The sequence below is a fragment of the Tistrella arctica genome (assembly GCF_039630945.1).
Lineage (GTDB): Bacteria > Pseudomonadota > Alphaproteobacteria > Tistrellales > Tistrellaceae > Tistrella > Tistrella bauzanensis.
The window spans coordinates 30711-46422 of record NZ_JBBKTV010000020.1 but is presented as its reverse complement, the minus strand read 5'-3'; the positions used below and the strand labels follow the sequence as shown (position 1 = coordinate 46422).

12 protein-coding genes are annotated in these 15712 nt (G+C 69.0%); 8 read left to right on the top strand and 4 right to left on the bottom strand.

All coding sequences use genetic code 11. The features are described from left to right. Window positions 1-99: 99 nt before the first annotated feature. Window positions 100-267 (bottom strand): hypothetical protein, encoded by a 168-nt coding sequence (locus tag WG924_RS26855; protein WP_345936108.1) that lies wholly within the window; start codon window positions 265-267, stop codon window positions 100-102. 225 nt (window positions 268-492) lie between these two features. Here WG924_RS26855 and WG924_RS26850 point away from each other — a divergent pair, with 225 nt between their 5' ends. Both WG924_RS26850 and WG924_RS26845 read left to right on the top strand, forming a co-directional pair. Then, complete coding sequence (locus tag WG924_RS26850) at window positions 493-1689, top strand: M20 aminoacylase family protein (RefSeq protein ID WP_345936107.1); 1197 nt, start codon at window positions 493-495, stop codon at window positions 1687-1689. A gap of 224 nt (window positions 1690-1913) precedes the next feature. Then, a complete protein-coding gene (locus WG924_RS26845) occupies window positions 1914-4505 on the top strand; it encodes an EAL domain-containing protein (RefSeq protein ID WP_345936106.1) in 2592 nt (863 codons plus the stop codon). Window positions 4506-4547: 42 nt separating this feature from the next. Here WG924_RS26845 and WG924_RS26840 read toward each other — a convergent pair whose 3' ends face one another. Continuing rightward, a complete protein-coding gene (locus WG924_RS26840; RefSeq protein WP_345936105.1) occupies window positions 4548-5549 on the bottom strand; it encodes a threonine dehydratase in 1002 nt (333 codons plus the stop codon). Between the two features lie 186 nt (window positions 5550-5735). On the opposite strand from WG924_RS26840, the gene WG924_RS26835 reads away from it, so the two are divergent. From WG924_RS26835 to WG924_RS26810, 6 genes are all read left to right on the top strand, one after another. Continuing rightward, complete coding sequence (locus WG924_RS26835) at window positions 5736-7280, top strand: aminotransferase-like domain-containing protein (protein WP_345936104.1); 1545 nt, start codon at window positions 5736-5738, stop codon at window positions 7278-7280. An 87-nt stretch (window positions 7281-7367) separates the two neighbouring features. Further along, window positions 7368-9068 carry an L-lactate permease gene (locus tag WG924_RS26830; protein ID WP_345936103.1) on the top strand — a complete coding sequence of 567 codons (1701 nt, stop codon included), beginning with the start codon at window positions 7368-7370 and terminating at the stop codon, window positions 9066-9068. Window positions 9069-9183: 115 nt separating this feature from the next. Further along, entirely contained in the window at window positions 9184-11004 is a 1821-nt protein-coding gene (locus tag WG924_RS26825) for a gamma-glutamyltransferase family protein (protein WP_345936102.1), read from the top strand. 4 nt (window positions 11005-11008) lie between these two features. After that, window positions 11009-11902: an HPr kinase/phosphorylase gene (locus tag WG924_RS26820; protein ID WP_345936101.1), complete on the top strand. Its 894-nt coding sequence runs from the start codon at window positions 11009-11011 to the stop codon at window positions 11900-11902. Continuing rightward, window positions 11899-12765 carry a sulfotransferase domain-containing protein gene (locus WG924_RS26815; protein WP_345936100.1) on the top strand — a complete coding sequence of 289 codons (867 nt, stop codon included), beginning with the start codon at window positions 11899-11901 and terminating at the stop codon, window positions 12763-12765. The genes WG924_RS26820 and WG924_RS26815 overlap by 4 nt, the downstream gene beginning before the upstream one ends. 178 nt (window positions 12766-12943) lie before the next feature. Beyond that, window positions 12944-13081, top strand: coding sequence for a hypothetical protein (locus WG924_RS26810; protein ID WP_345936099.1), 138 nt, complete (start codon window positions 12944-12946; stop codon window positions 13079-13081). Between the two features lie 24 nt (window positions 13082-13105). On the opposite strand, the gene glcF is transcribed toward WG924_RS26810, so the two are convergent. Both glcF and WG924_RS26800 read right to left on the bottom strand, forming a co-directional pair. Next, entirely contained in the window at window positions 13106-14434 is a 1329-nt protein-coding gene (gene glcF, locus WG924_RS26805) for a glycolate oxidase subunit GlcF (RefSeq protein ID WP_345936098.1), read from the bottom strand. Continuing rightward, window positions 14431-15711 (bottom strand): FAD-binding protein, encoded by a 1281-nt coding sequence (locus WG924_RS26800; protein ID WP_345936097.1) that lies wholly within the window; start codon window positions 15709-15711, stop codon window positions 14431-14433. The genes glcF and WG924_RS26800 overlap by 4 nt, the downstream gene beginning before the upstream one ends. Window position 15712: the final 1 nt, after the last annotated feature.

The following is a 15712-nucleotide window of genomic DNA, read 5'->3' as shown; positions in this document are numbered from 1 at the left end:
GGGCGGCGCGGGGGGGGGGGGGCGGGGGCGCAGGGGCCCCCGGCGGGCGGCGGGCGCCGGGGGCGCGCGGGGGCGCGGCGCCGGCGCGCACGCCTGGGATCAGAGGTGCACGGCGATCAGCACCGGCTTCTCCTGGGTGGCCGGACGGACCTGGACCAGGAATGTCCGGCCACCGGTGAGCCCGGTGCGGAGCGCGATGTCGGGCTCCTTCGCATCAAGCCCCAGCTTGGCGAGGGCGTCCTTCACTTCGACCATATTGTCAGCCATGGCGTTGCCCTTTTCGGGGGTTATCGGAACGGCTTCATTCTACCAAAGGTTAAATTGGAGTCACGCGTATTAGTGCATAAATTCTCGCTGCCATTGAATTGACGGTTGCGCCCCCCTGCTCGGAGCCGATGCGCTTGCCATTTGTTTCGTCACGCGATTTTGAGTCTCCGCTGACGCAGCCGGCGCGGTATGCTGGCAGCGCCCCCAAAAACCCGAGGTTGCAGAATGCCAGTTTCCGCCGCCATCGACACCGACATCCGATCGCATATCGAGGCCTGGCTGCCCGAGATGATCAGCCTGCGCCACCATCTGCATCGCCATCCTGAACTGTCCTTTCAGGAACACGACACCGCGGCGCTGGTGGCCGACAGGCTGACCGGCTGGGGATATGAGGTGCATCAGGGTCTGGCCGGTACCGGCGTGGTCGGCACCCTGCGCCTTGGCGACGGGCCGGCATCGGTCGGCATCCGCGCGGATATGGATGCCCTGCCGATCCTCGAGACCACCGGGCTCGACTATGCCAGCATCCATGACGGCCGGATGCATGCCTGCGGCCATGACGGCCACACCGCGATTCTGCTGGCGGCGGCGCGCTGCCTGGCTGAACGGCGCCGGTTCGACGGCACGTTGCGGGTGATCTTTCAGCCGGCCGAGGAACATGGCGGCGGCGCCCGCAGGATGATCGAGGACGGGCTGTTCCAGATCCTGCCGGTCGACCGGATCTTCGGGCTGCACAACATGCCGGGGCTGCCGACCGGCGTGTTCGGCTTCAGACCGGGTCCATTGACGGCTGCGAATGACGACATCGTCATCACCATCCGCGGCAAGGGCGGCCACGGCGCTTTCCCCGACACCGCCATCGACCCGATCCTGGCCGGCGCCGCCATCGTCATGGCCTTGCAGGGCATCGTCGCCCGCAATGTGCCGGCGGCCCGGCCGGCGGTGATCACGGTCGGCAGTTTCCATGCCGGCACCGCCGCCAACGTCATCCCGGACGAGGCGGTGCTGCAACTGAGCATCCGCACCACCGACCCCGACACGCGCCGTCTGGTGATCCGCCGCATCCACGAGGTCGCCGAGGCCCAGGCCGCCAGTTGCGGCGCATCGGCGACGCTTGAGGTTCATGCGGGATATCCGGCCGTGATCAACGATCCCGCGGCCACCGCCTTTGCCCGCGACACGGCCGGCCGGATGTTCGGTCAGGCGCGGGTGCACGACATCGCCGATGCCGCCATGGGCAGCGAGGATTTCGCCTTCATGCTGGAAGCCGTGTCCGGCTGCTATCTGGTCGTCGGCAATGGCGACGGCACTGGTCCCACCGCCTGCATGATCCACAACCCCGGCTACGACTTCAACGATGCCATACTGGGCGATGCAGCCGCCCTGTGGGTGGGGGTTGCGGAAGCATCACTTCAAGGATGATGTCACAATGATGGTTGGGGGTACTTTGTTCACAATCTCACGCGTATGATTGTGAACGCCCCTCACAGACCCGCGCCCAAAGCCGGGCCGCCCGTGTGATTCCGGACCGGAACTGCATGCCCCCCACCGGATCCGCTGATCGTGTTGTATCTGCGCGCCCGATCAGCCAACGCAGCAATCCCCCGTCGAGGCACCGCGGCGCCCGACGGCTCCTGACAATCGTCATGGTGATCGGTCTCTGGCTTATGGGGCTGGCGCTTGCGGGGCCAGGGCTTGCCGGAGTGGCTTCCGGCACACCGGCATATGCCGATCCACCGCCCGGGCTCGCCGTCACCGGCCATGAATCCGGCGTGCGGATCGCGCCGGTAGCCCAGATCCTGGAAGACCCGCAGCGCCGGATGACCGTCACCGAGGCCCGCGCCGCCACCAATGGCTGGCGGGCGATCGACGGCGACACCGTCACCCTTCCGATATCCGGCACCGTGTGGTGGGTGCGCTTCTCGCTGGTCAACACCACCAGCACCACCGTCCGCAGCATCATCGATCTGGGCACCGCCCAACAGGATTATGCCAGTTGGTACGTCCTTGAACCCGACGGCCGACTGCTGCTGGAAAACCACACCGGTGACCGGCTGGCCTTCGACAGCCGGCTGCTGGCGCATCGTGACCTGACCTTGCCGCTGTGGGTGCCGGCGGGCGAGACGCGCGAGATCTATCTGCGCCTCGACAGCCATGACGGTCTGTTCGCGATGATGCCGTTGCGGCTGTACGACCTGTCCAGCTTCTTTGCCGCCAGCACCCGCGAGGGCCTGCTGCTGTCGCTGTTCCACGGCGGGCTGGTCTCGCTGGCGGTGTTCAACCTGCTGCTGTTCATCTCGACGCGCCAGACGCAGATCGGGCTGTATGTCTTGCATCTGCTGGCCTTCCTGCTGGCCGGCGCCAGCTTCCGCGGCTTCACCTTTCAATACCTGTGGCCGGGCAGTCCCGCCTTCCACAACATGGTGACGGTATCCTCGGTCATCCTGGCCTTCGTATCCGGCAGCGTGTTCGTGATGCGCTATGTCCGCCTGCACCGGTATGTATCCCGGATCACCCGCGATGGCCTGCACGGATTGATCCTGCTCAGTCTGGCGGGCATGGTGCCGGCCGCGTTCGGCCATTACTTGACGACGGTGATCTGGACACTGGTCGGGCTGTTTCTGATCGTGGTGGTCTATCTGCTCAATGTCCGGCTGCTGATCCGCGGCGTGCGCGAGGCGCGGTTCACCGTCCCGGCCTTTCTGGCGCTGATCATCGCCGTCACCCTCTATTATCTGCAATTGGGTGGCATCATTCCCAATCTCGGCCTTGCCGTCTGGCCGCTGCTGGTCGGCGCCTCGGTTGAACTGATGCTGCTGGCCTATGGCCTTGCCGATTCCATGAATCAGCAGCGCGAGCGTCGCTTCGCGGCTGAACGTCAGGCCGAAGCCGCCCGCCGCGACATGGCCGAGATTGAACGTCGCGCCGCCCATGCGGCCCGTCATGATGAATTGACCGCGCTGCCCAACCGGCTCCACGCGGAAGAGCGGCTGAACGCCGCGATCGATCGCGGCCGGCCGATTGCCCTGCTGCATCTGGCAATGGGCAATTTCCGCACCGTGAACGAAAGCCTGGGCCATGCCGGGGGCGATGCCGTGCTTCAGCAACTGGCCCGCCGGCTGGAGATCGCCTGCGGACCGCAAAATCTGGCGGCACGCTTGCTGGCCGACGAATTCGCCATCCTGCTGCCCGGCACCGACAGCGATGGCGCCGTGCCGGTCGCCGACCGGGTTCAAAGGCTGTTGGCGGCACCGCTGCAGGTGGCCGGCAGCGACGTCACGGTCGACTGCCGGATCGGAATCGCGGCCTTCCCGGCAGATGGCAGAACGTCTGAGGATCTGTTCAGGCGGGCAGCGATCGCGGTTCAGGATGCCGCACGCATGCCGGGGCGACTGCAGATCTATCAGCAGGGGCGCGACGATGCCTATCGTCGCCGGATCAGCCTGATCCGCGATCTTCGCCACGCCGCCGGCGAGGGTCAGTTCCGGCTACATTATCAACCCAAGATCGATATCCGGACCGGGCAGGTGGTGGCGGCCGAAGCCCTGCTGCGCTGGCAGCACCCGCTGTATGGCACGGTCTCGCCGGCCGAATTCATCCCGCTCGCCGAACACACCGGCAGCACCCGCAGCCTGACCCACTGGGTGCTGGCCGAAGCCACCCGGCAACTGGAAATCTGGGCCGGCCGCGGTTTCGCCATCGGGCTGTCGGTCAATATTTCGGCGCTGGACCTGCAGGATGCCGATCTGGCGCCCTATGTCGACCAGTTGCTGAAGCGGCATGGTGTGGCGGCCGGCCAGTTGACGCTGGAGATCACAGAAAGCGCCGTGATGACCGATCCGGCACATGCGCTGGTCGTGCTGAATGCGCTGAGAGCCTGTGGCGTGGTGCTGTCGGTCGACGATTTCGGCACCGGCTATTCATCGCTCGCCCATCTGAAACGGCTGCCGGTGCAGGAATTGAAGATCGACCAGTCGTTCATCCGGGATCTGAGCGAGACCAGTGACGATGCGGTGATCGTGCGTTCCACCATCGACATGAGCCACAGCCTCAGCCTGAGCGTGGTTGCCGAGGGGGTGGAAACCCTCGACAGCCTGCACCTGCTGGACGTCTGGGGATGCGACATCGCCCAGGGCTATGTCATCAGCCGGCCGCTGCCGCCACAGGCATTCGAGGACTGGTTGACTGAACGCCAGAGCAGGCCGGCCTCAGACGATCAGGGCATTGCCGAGGCCTGAACGCCGGGATCATGCCTGAACGCCGGGATCATGCGCCCCCGGTCATGCAGCCTGGGCTGCAATCAGTTGCGCATAGAGTGCTGCATCGATATTGCCGCCCGACAACACCACGCCAACCCGCCCGCAGCCAGCCAGCCGCCCTGCGGCGGCATCGGCCATGGCACCGGCCAGGGCCGCGGCGCCGGCGCCCTCGGCCAGGTTGTGGGTATCGTCGTGAAAGGCCCGCACAGCCGCGATGATCTGTTGCTCCGGCACCGTCACGAACCGGTCGACACCACGCGCAATGATGTCCAGCGCGAACGGGTCCGGCGCCCGGCAGGCGATGCCGTCGGCAAAGGTCGTGGCCGTGTCGGTGGTGATCCGCCGTCCGGCCGCGAATGACAGCGCATAGGCCGGGGCGCCTTCGGCCACCACACCGATGATCCGGGTCTGAAGCCCAAGCGCATCGCGGGCCCGCACGGCGCCGCAGATCCCCGACCCCATGCCGACCGCCACATACAGCCGGTCCAACGCCGGTGCCGCGCGGAACAGTTCCAAAGCCTGGGTGGCGGCGCCATCGGCGATATCGGGCGACACCGGCGGCACCAGGGCCGCCCGCCCGCCCGCTTCGGCGATCAGCACCGCCGCATGATCGCGCGCCGCCTGATAGTCGATGCCACACTCCACAACCGTCGCGCCCAGTGCCCGCATCGCCGCGTTCTTGTCGGCGCTGTTGCCCAGCGGCACCACGATCGTTGCGGACAGGCCATGGCGGCGGGCGGCGAAGGCAACCGCCTGACCGTGATTGCCACGGGTCGCCGCGACCAGTCCGGTCAGGTCCGGCCGCGACGCCACCAACCGCGCCACATGCACCAGCGCGCCGCGCAGCTTGAACGCGCCGAGGGGGGTGTGGTTGTCGTGCTTCACCCAGGTCTCCACGCCCAGCCGCGCGCTCAGCAGGGGCCAGGCATATTGCGGGGTCGGCGCCATCGCCTCGCCCACGATCCGTGCCGCCGCGTCCAGCGCGCCGGTCTCTGCCTCGGTCTGTGCCTCGATCGGTGCCATGTGTCCTGCTCCCGCCAGACCGTTTTTGTCCTTAGGACAATAATGGTCATATCTGTTCTGTATCAGATAATTATATGCGACACTGTCGCGATATCAGGACACGCCTTTGCGGGCCTGCGGTCAACGCGGCGATTGTCCTGAGGGCAAGATTGAACGGAAAACCGGATCGATGACCATGGGGCGCTCATGACCGTCACAGGAGATGTGCCGAAGGCACAGCTCGACAACTGGCGCGCCGCTGTTGCCGCCGCGCGCGGCGGTGCGGTCTATCGCGCGCTGGCCGATGCGATTGCCGCCGACATCGCGGCGGCGCGGCTGGTGCCGGGAGCGGCGCTGCCGCCCCAGCGCCGGCTGGCCTGGACGCTGGATACCGCCATCGCCACCGTCACCCGCGCCTATGCGGATTTGTCGGCGCGCGGGCTGATCACCGCCGAAACCGGCCGTGGCACCCGGGTCGGGCGCCGGCGCCGCGCCGATGACGGCGTGATCGCCCCAAGGCTGGAGCCGGCCACGCGCGACGCGGGCCCCCGCCGACGGCCGCAGCCGCGCGCCGCCGACGGCGAGGATGGTCGGATGTCGATGACGGCCGATGCGCATGCCGATAGCGCCGGTGGCCCGATCGACCTGTCGCTGGCCCAGCCAGCCGACCCCGCGGCGGCGGCGGCACTCGCCCGGACACTGACCGCGATGGCCGGGTCCGATGGTCTTCTGGCCGGCCTGCTGGCCTATCAGCCGGCACGGGGGGCCGCCCGGCACCGGACGGCGGGCCGGCAATGGCTGGGCCGCGGCGGCTGGCTGCCCGACCCGGAGCGGCTGACGGTGACGGCCGGCGCGCAGCATGCGCTGGTGGTGGCCCTGGCGGCGGTGGCGGCCCCCGGCGACAGCATCGCGGTGGAAAGTCTCGCCAACCCGTCGATCCTGGCCGCGGCCAGGTTTCGCGGCGTGCGCCTGAAGCCGCTGCCGATCGATGCCGAGGGCGCCGATCCGGCGGCGCTGGACCGGATGGCCGCGGAAGATGGCCGGCTGCGCGCGGCGATCCTGCAGCCCAGCCTGCACAACCCGACCGGCGCCACCATGTCGCCCGCCCGGCGCGCGGCGCTGGCGCGGGTGGTGATCGGCCGCGGCCTGCTGCTGATCGAAGACGACGTTCATGCGCCGCTCGGGCTCCCCGGCGCGCTGCCGGCACCGGTGGCGGCGCTGATTCCCGACCGCACCCTGCTGATCGGCAGCCCCTCGAAGGTGCTGGGGCCGGGCCTGCGCACCGGCTGGCTGGCGGCGCCCGCGTCACTCGACGACCGCATCTCGGCCGCACTCTGGGCCTCGGCATGGATGGCGCCGCCGCTGGGGGCCGAGGTCGTCAGCCGCTGGATCGCCGACGGCACGGCCGACCTCCTGACCGCATCGGCACGCGCGGCCAATATCCGCCGCCGCGAGCTTCTGGCCCGGCGGCTGCCCGGGCTGGACATGACCCGGGACCGGGCATGCGCGCAGGCCTGGATCAGGCTGCCGGACGACTGGGATCCCGATCGTTTCGCCGATGCGGCCGAAGCCGCCGGCGTCAGGGTGGCACCGGCCCGCGCCTTCACGGTCGCGCCCACGCCGGTGCCGGTGGCGGCACGGATCTCGCTGGCCGCCGCTCCGGATGATGCGGTCTTCCTGCGGGCCCTCGACCGGCTGGCCGCCCTGCTCGGCACCCGCGTGCCCCATGGCCGCACCCGTCCCATCGCGTGACGCGCTGGCAGACCCTGAAAATAAAAGTCATATTGGTTGAGATCTGCCACACCGCTACGTCGCAATCTCAGCCACAGGGTGTCCGCCGTGACAACAGGTATCCAGGCCCTGCTCGCCTTCCTGCCGATCCTGGTGGCGGGGGTGATGCTGATCGGTCTGCGCTGGCCCGCGCGCCGCGCCATGCCGATCGTCTATATCCTCACCATCGCCATCGCCCTCGGGTTATGGGGGGTCAGCGTCAACCGGGTGATCGCCTCCACCCTTCAGGGGCTGATCCAGACCGCCGGCCTGCTGTGGATCATCTTCGGCGCGATCCTGCTGCTCAACACGCTGAAATATTCCGGCGGCATCGCCGCGATCCGCTCGGGCTTCGCCGCCATCAGCCCCGACCGGCGGGTTCAGGTGATCCTGATCGCCTGGTTGTTCGGGTCGTTCATCGAGGGTGCCTCGGGCTTCGGCACACCCGCCGCCGTGGCGGCCCCCTTGATGGTGGCGGTGGGCTTTCCGGCCGCGGCGGCGGTGGTCTTCGGCATGATGATCCAGTCGACGCCGGTCTCGTTCGGCGCGGTGGGCACGCCGCTGATCGTGGGTGTGCAAACCGGGCTCGACCGGGCGGCGCTGGATGCGCGCCTGCTGGCCGAAGGGTCGGGCTGGGACGCGTTCTTCCGGTTGATCACCTCGGAAGTGGCGATCCTGCATGCGATCTGCGGCACCTTGATGCCGCTGTTCCTGATCATGGTGATGACCCGCTTCTTCGGCCGCAACCGGTCATGGACCGAAGGTCTCTCGATCCTGCCCTTCGCGATCTTCGCGGCCTTCGCCTTCACCATTCCCTATATGCTGGCCGGCGTGTTCCTGGGCGCCGAATTCCCGTCGCTGCTGGGGGGGCTGGCCGGGCTGGCCGTGGTGGCGATGGCGGCCCGTGCGGGCTTTCTGATCCCCCGCGACCGCTGGGATTTCGCCCCGCCCGCCGAATGGCCCGAGGGCTGGATCGGCCGGATCGAGATCCGGCTCGACCAGATCACCGCCCGCCGGATTCCGGTGGCCCTGGCCTGGGCACCCTATGTTCTGCTCGCGATCATCCTGGTGGTCAGCCGCACGGTGCCCGCGGTTGGCGACGCGCTCAAATCGGTGACCTTCGCCGCCCGTGGCATCCTGGGCGAGACCGGTATCAACGGCGATTTCGCGCTGCTTTATCTGCCGGGCGGCATTCTGGTCATCGTCTGCCTGGCGACGCTCGTCCTGCACCGGATGGCGATGGGCGATTTCGGCCGCGCGGTCCGCGACAGCGCCGGCACCCTCGCCGGCGCCGGCTTCGTGCTCATCTTCACCGTGCCGATGGTGCGGGTGATGATCAATTCGGGCGTCAATGCCAATGATCTGGCCAGCATGCCGGTCACCATGGCGCGTTTCGTCGCCGACAGCATGGGCCATGTCTATCCGCTGTTCGCACCCGCCGTCGGCGCCCTTGGCGCCTTCCTCGCCGGATCGAACACGGTGTCGAACCTGATGCTCAGCCAGTTTCAGTTCAGCGTCGCCGAATTGCTGGGCCTGTCGGGCGCGCTGATGGTCGCCGGCCAGTCGGTCGGTGCCGCCGCCGGCAACATGATCGCCATCCACAACGTGGTTGCGGCATCCGCCACCGTCGGCCTTCTGGGCCGTGAAGGCTCGACACTCAGGATCACCATTCTGCCGACGATCTATTATGTGCTGCTGACGGGCGTTCTGCTGCTGCTGGGGTTCCACGGTCTGGGGCTCGGCGACCCGCTGGTCGGCACCACCGGCTGACCGGCATCGCGCGGCGGGGCTGACGAGGCCGTGGCAGCGATGGCATGATAAAGCCGACAAGCCCTCTGCCCCCGGCTGCGCCATCCCGCAGCGGCCGGCCATGAAAGCCCGGATCATGCTTGCCCGCCTCCGCCGATCAGCCGCTGCCGGCGCGATCGCCGCCCTGTTCGTCGCCACGGCCGCCATGGCGCAGCCGGCGCCCGGCGGGGCGCCGTCGATGACCGACGGCCGCGCCGCGCCGGAAGCCGCGACCGGCCGCGCCGCCGCCCGCGCGCCGGTCGTCACCACCCGCACCATGGTTGTGGCCGCCCATCCCCTGGCGGTTCAGGCGGGGCGCGCGGTGCTGGCCGAAGGTGGCAGCGCCGCCGATGCCGCCATCACCGTGCAATTGATGCTGAACCTGCTGGAGCCGCAATCCAGCGGCATCGGCGGCGGGGCCTTCGTGCTCTACCATGATGCAACGGACCGGCATGATGCAGCGATGGGCCGGCTCACCACGCTGGATGCGCGGGAAACGGCACCCGCCACCGCCGGCCCCGACCTGTTCCTGGGCCCCGACGGCGCACCGATGAGCTTCCGCGCCGCCGTGCCCGGCGGGCGATCGGTCGGCGTGCCCGGTGTGCCGGCGCTGATCTTCACCCTGCATGAAAAATTCGGCCGTCTGCCGCTCGACCGCCTGTTCGCGCCGGCGATCGCGCTGGCCGAGGCGGGTGTGCCGGTCTCACCACGGCTGGCCGGCCTGCTCGCCGACCCGCGTTATTCGGCATCGTTGCGCGCCGATGCCGCCGCGACCGCCCATTTCTATCCCGGCGGCGCCCCGGCCACCGCCGGCATGCTGCTGCCCAACCCGGCCTTTGCCGAAACCTTGCGGCTGATGCGCGATCAGGGCCGGGATGCCGTCTATGGCGGACCGGTGGGTGCCGATATCGTGGCCGCGGCCGCGGCACGGGCCGACAATCCCGGGCGCATCGCGGAAGGCGATCTTGCCGCCTATCAGGTGATCGAGCGCAGCCCGGTCTGCGTGCCCTATCATCAGCACAGGGTCTGCGGCATGGGGCCGCCTTCGTCGGGCGGGCTTGCGGTCGGGCAGATTCTGGGCTTGATGGACCGTCTGCCTGTTCAAGCCGACAAGGGGCTGCTCGCCCTGCCCAACGTCACCCTGCTGGCCGAGGCCTCGAAACTTGCCTTCGCCGACCGCGACCGCTGGGTGGCCGATCCGGATATGGTCGATGTGCCAAGCGCCGGCCTGCTCAATCCGGTCTATCTGGACGCCCGCGCCCGCAGCATCGAAGCCGGGCGGGCGATGGATGTACCGGCCCCGTCAGGCATGCCGCCCGGCGCCCGGTCACTGGCGATGGCCGCCGACCGCGGCCGCCACGAGAACGGCACCTCGCACATCTCGATCGTCGACGGCAGCGGCAACGTGCTGTCGATGACCACCAGCATCGAGGGCGCCTTCGGATCGGGCGTGTTCGTGCGCGGTTTCCTGCTCAACAATCAGCTCACCGATTTCTCGTTCCGGCCCGAGATCGACGGCCGACCGGTGATCAACCGGGTCGAGCCCGGCAAACGGCCGCGCAGTTCCATGGCCCCCACCATCGTCTATGACGGCGACCAGCGCCCGGCGATCGTCGCCGGATCGCCCGGTGGCAGCCGGATCATCGGCTATGTCGCCGGCGCCCTGACCGCGATGATCGACCACGGGCTCGATCCCCAGGCGGCGGCGGAACAGCCGCATGTCCTGAACCGCAACGGCCCCACCGAGATCGAGGCCGGCACCGCGGCCGAGGCGCTGATCCCCGGCCTGACCCTGATCGGCGACGACACCGCCACCGCCGAGATGACCAGCGGTCTGAACTTGATCCGCATCAACCGCGATGGCAGCCTGACCGGCGGGTCCGACCCGCGCCGCGAAGGCATCGCCGCCGGTGACTGAGCTGATGACATATCCCGACATGCCGGCCAGCACCGCCCTACATGTCGACATCCGCCAGGGCGACCTGCCGGCACTTCCATCAAACGCTCCGCGCGATGTGGGCGTGCTGATCCGGATCGAGGACGACATGTCGATCCGGATCACCAGTCCGGTCGGCGGCGCCTGCCATCTGGACGCCACCGCCCGCACGGTCACGCTGGACCTCACCGGCGCCACGGATGCCGCCGCCGCCCGCCAGATCTTTCTTGCCGACATGCTGCCAGGGCTGCTCTGTCATCGCCGGGGGTTGCTGCCGGTTTCGGCATCCGCCGTCGAGATCGGTGGCCGGGCCGTGCTCGTCACCGGGGTATCGGGCGCCGGTAAATCCATGGTCGCCGCGGAACTGGTCAGTCGCGGTCACCGCCTTGTCGCCGATGGGGTGGTGGCGATATCGACACGGCCCGGAGCGGCGCCTGGCGCAAAAGCCCTGGTGCTTCCCGGCATCCCGGGGCTGACCCTGCGTGACGATGCCGCCGCCCGCCTGACGGGCAGGCTGGCGACCGCACGCCCGGCCCGGCGGCTGCGCGCCGAGATCCCGCGTGACAGACATTATCCATCAGCGCAGACCGTGGCATCCCTGCCGCTCGCCGCGATCTTCCATCTGTATCAGACCCATGCCGGCCCGCCTCTGGAGCTGACGCCCGTTCGTGGCATGGCGGCCTTCACCACCCTGGAGGCCAGCATCCGGCAGTTGCAGGAAGGCCGGATCCTGCGCCAGCCGCAGCCGATATTCGCAGCCCTCTCCACCCTGCTGGCGCAGGTTGCCGTGTTCGTGCTGCATCACCGCCGCGACTGGTCGGCACCCGTGATCATCGCCGACCGGATCGAGGCAGTGATGTCGGATCGGAGCACCTCATGACGACGCATCGGCATGTCACGGACGGGCCCGGCTTCGTCTGGGTCGTGGCCTATCCGAAATCGGGCAGCACCTGGCTGCGGCTGGCGCTGTGGAGCCTGCGGCACCAGGGGGCCGCGCCCGATTTCCAGGTGCTCGACCAGGGTTGGATGACCATGGCCAGCAACCGGTCGATCTTCGATCGCAGCCTCGGCCTGGACAGCGCGGCACTGACCGACGACGAGATATCGATGCTGCGTCCGGCGGCCTTCGCCCGGCAGGTGGCGCTGGCACCCCAACCCCAGCTTCGCCGCACGCACGAGGCCTGGACATTGACGCCCGACGGCCGGCCGGTATTTCCCCATGAACACACGCGCGGCATCATCTATCTGGTGCGCGACCCGCGCGACCTGGCGATATCCAACGCCTATCACTGGCGGATCGATGTCGATGCGGCAATCACCATGATGGCCAAGGCCGACGCCGCCCTCGATGCCGGTGGTGCCACCCTGTACACCCAGTTGCGCCAGCCCCTCGGGCCCTGGGCGGATCATGTCGAAAGCTGGACCACGGCGCGGGATATCCCCTGCATGGTGCTGCGCTATGAGGACATGCTCGCCGATCCCCACGACGCCTTCGGCCGGGCCGCCGCCTTCCTTAACTGGCCGGCCGATGCGGCAACCGTCGAGGGCGCGGTGCGCGGCACCCGCTTTGGCCGCCTGCAGGCCGCCGAGGACGAGACCGGTTTTGCCAATGCCGTGGCATCCGACCGGCGGTTTTTCAGACGGGGCCGCGCGCAAGTCTGGCGTCACGACTTGAGCCCGTCCCAGGTGGCGTGGATCGAGGCCCGCCACGGCGACGTCATGGCCCGCTTCGGATATCTGTGATCGATCGGCCGTCAAACGAGCCGCCACGGACAGAGCACACGCTTTGCGACTGCGCGGTGCGGCAACACCGTGTTACGGTCGTGGCTACCTGCAGTCATGGCGTCGGCGCGGACACGGACCGCCACGGCAGCGGAACGCTGACGCCGCCTATGCCATCAACCTCATGGAGGCCATCCAGATGACCGACGTCAAGCACACCCACGACACCGGCCAGACCCGCGCATGCTGGCGGAAGCCCCGCCTCACCAGCAAGGCCATGTCTGAAACCGCTTTCAGCGGCACACCTAGTTTTGATGGAAAATACAACGTCTCCTGATCCGTATTCAGGTCAGCCGGTCGATCAGGCCACGCGCCCGGCCAGCGCCTCGGGCACTGGTCCGCCGGTCAGCCAGTCGGCCAGTTCCACCGTATGAACGAAGCAGGCCTCGGGCATGTGGTTGGCAATCTGGGTGAGGCAGCCCAGATTACCGGCCGCCACCACCGTGGCGCCGGTGCGGCGCAGATTGAGGGCCTTCCGCGCCCCCAGCCGCCCGGCCAGTTCCGGTTGCAGCATGTTATAGGTGCCGGCCGATCCGCAGCAGATATGCGGCTCCATCGGCTCATGCGGGGTGATGCCCAGCCGCTTCAGCAGGTCTTTCGGCAGATCGCGGATCTTCTGGCCGTGCTGCAACGAACAGGCGGCATGATAGGCGACCGGCAGATCCGCCGGCATCTGCCGCTGCGGCACAAGCTCCAGCCCCGCCAGCACCTCGGTGATGTCGCGGGTGAGCGCCGCGATCCGGCTGGCGCGCTCGGCATAATGGGCATCGCCGGCCAGAAGATGGCCGTAATCCTTGATCGGCGTGCCGCAGCCCGATGTCGTCACCACGATCGCGTCCAGCCCACCGGCGGATGCATCATCGGCAAGCCGCGCCCAGGCCGACACGTTGCGCCGCGCCTGATCGCGGGCGCGATCGACCAGCCCCATATGCTGCACCAGCGCCCCGCAGCAGCCGGCATCCCGCGCCACCACCACCTCGATGCCATGGCGGGTCAACACCCGGATCGCGGCGGCATTGATCCCCGGCGCCAGCACCTGCTGGGCACAGCCGGCAAGCAGCGCCACCCGGCCGCGGCGTTCACCCAGGGCCGGCCAGATCTGCGGCCGGTCGGTATCGGCGGGGGGCGGCACGGTATCGGGCATCAGCGCCATCATCGCGGTCAATTCCGGTCGCCGGCCCGCAACCAGCCGGTCCAGCCCCAGCCGGCGCGCGATGGTGCCGCCGATCAGCGCCGCGCGGAAACGGCGCGGATAGGGCAGCAGCCGTGCCAGCAGGCCGCGCAGCAGCCGTTCGGGCAATGGCCGGGTATAGGTATCGGCGATCCGCGCCCGCGCCATGTCGGACAGATGCATGTAATCCACCCCCGACGGGCAGGTGGTCATGCAGGCGAAACAGCCAAGGCAGCGGTCGATATGCCGGACGATGTCGGCATTGGCCGGCTCGCCGCGTTCCAGCATGCCCTTCATCATATAGATCCGGCCGCGCGGGCTGTCGCGTTCGTCGCCCAGTTCAAGAAAGGTCGGGCAGGTGGCGGTACAGAAACCGCAATGCACGCAGCGCCGCAGGATGGACTCGGCCTCGGCGGTTGCCGGATCGGCCAGTTGTGCGGCTGAAAAGCTGGTCTTCATGGCTGCTCCCCATTCGCCGCACTAATATCGGCACCGAGATCGGGGGCCTGCATCCGCCCCGGGTTGAACAGGCCGTGCGGGTCGAACCCGGCCCGCACCCGCTCGCTCAACCGTGCAAGAACCGGCGGCTCGGGCTCGAACACCGCCACCCGCCGGCGCAGGGCATCGGAGCCGCGCAGCAGCGTGGCATGGCCGCCGCCCTGCGCCGCGACCACCCGCCGCAGATGCCCGGCACCGCCATCGCCGCCGGTGGCTTCGGGCAGGGCCACCCAGACCAGCCCGCCACCCCAATCGATGAAGCCGCGCGCGTCACCACCCAACAGCGCCGCCGCCAGTACCCGCGCCCCCGACGCCGGCGGCACCGACAGCCGCCACACCGCCTCACCCGGTTGCGGGTTCAGAACCTCGGCCACCTCGGCGATGCGCCGCCACAGCGGGCGGGTCGCCCCGGCGGCCAGAACCCTGGTGCCGGCGGTGCCGATGCCGGCATCGCCCGCGCGCGCGATCCGGTCGGCCAGCGCCCCGTCGGGCCCCTCGAAGCGGACCAGCAACACGCCCTCCGCACCTTCTGTCAGATCACCCGCCAGCGCCGCCGGCAGCCAGGCAAGACCGGTCGGCTCAAGCGGCCCGATCTGCAGGCGGGTCATGGCGGCAACCGCCATGTCGGCCGCTGCCGGCACCACCAGCGTCACCATATCCTCAGGCGCCGGCAGCACCTTCAGGGTCAGTTCGGTCATCAGCGCCAGCGTGCCGAAGCTGCCGGCGATCAGCTTGGGCAGATCATAGCCGGTGACGTTCTTCACCACCTTGGCGCCGGCCTTGAACCGTTCGGCGCGGCCGCTGATCGCGCTGAAGCCCAGCAAGTGATCGCGGGCGCCGCCGGCGCGGATCCGCCGCGGCCCGGCCATGCCGGCGGCGACCGTGCCACCGATGGTGGCAGAGGCATCGCCGGTTCCACTCAGACTGCCGGTTCCACTCAGACTGTCCGCGCCGCACAGGACCGCGAAGCCGGGCGGTTCGAAGGCCAGCATCTGGCCCCGGCCCGCCAGCAATGCCTCCACCTCGACCAGCGGTGTCGCCGGCCGCAGGCTCAGCATCAGTTCCTCGGGCTGATAATCGACGATGCCGGCCAGCCCCGACAGATCCAGCCGCACCGGCGCCACGACCGGCCGGCCGAACCCGGCCTTGCTGCCGCCGGCATGGATCGCCATCGGCCGTCCTGCCTTGACGGCATCGGTCACCACCGCCAGAAGCCCGGCCTCGTCATCGGGCCGCATC

Coding starts and splice junctions, on each gene's coding strand:
- WG924_RS26855 (WP_345936108.1), bottom strand. CDS start 267: ATGGCTGACAATATGGTCGAAGTGAAGGACGCCCTCGCCAAGCTGGGG.
- WG924_RS26850 (WP_345936107.1), top strand. CDS start 493: ATGCCAGTTTCCGCCGCCATCGACACCGACATCCGATCGCATATCGAG.
- WG924_RS26845 (WP_345936106.1), top strand. CDS start 1,914: ATGGTGATCGGTCTCTGGCTTATGGGGCTGGCGCTTGCGGGGCCAGGG.
- WG924_RS26840 (WP_345936105.1), bottom strand. CDS start 5,549: ATGGCACCGATCGAGGCACAGACCGAGGCAGAGACCGGCGCGCTGGAC.
- WG924_RS26835 (WP_345936104.1), top strand. CDS start 5,736: ATGACCGTCACAGGAGATGTGCCGAAGGCACAGCTCGACAACTGGCGC.
- WG924_RS26825 (WP_345936102.1), top strand. CDS start 9,184: ATGCTTGCCCGCCTCCGCCGATCAGCCGCTGCCGGCGCGATCGCCGCC.
- WG924_RS26820 (WP_345936101.1), top strand. CDS start 11,009: ATGACATATCCCGACATGCCGGCCAGCACCGCCCTACATGTCGACATC.
- WG924_RS26815 (WP_345936100.1), top strand. CDS start 11,899: ATGACGACGCATCGGCATGTCACGGACGGGCCCGGCTTCGTCTGGGTC.
- WG924_RS26810 (WP_345936099.1), top strand. CDS start 12,944: ATGACCGACGTCAAGCACACCCACGACACCGGCCAGACCCGCGCATGC.
- glcF (WP_345936098.1), bottom strand. CDS start 14,434: ATGAAGACCAGCTTTTCAGCCGCACAACTGGCCGATCCGGCAACCGCC.
- WG924_RS26800 (WP_345936097.1), bottom strand. CDS start 15,711: ATGCGGCCCGATGACGAGGCCGGGCTTCTGGCGGTGGTGACCGATGCC.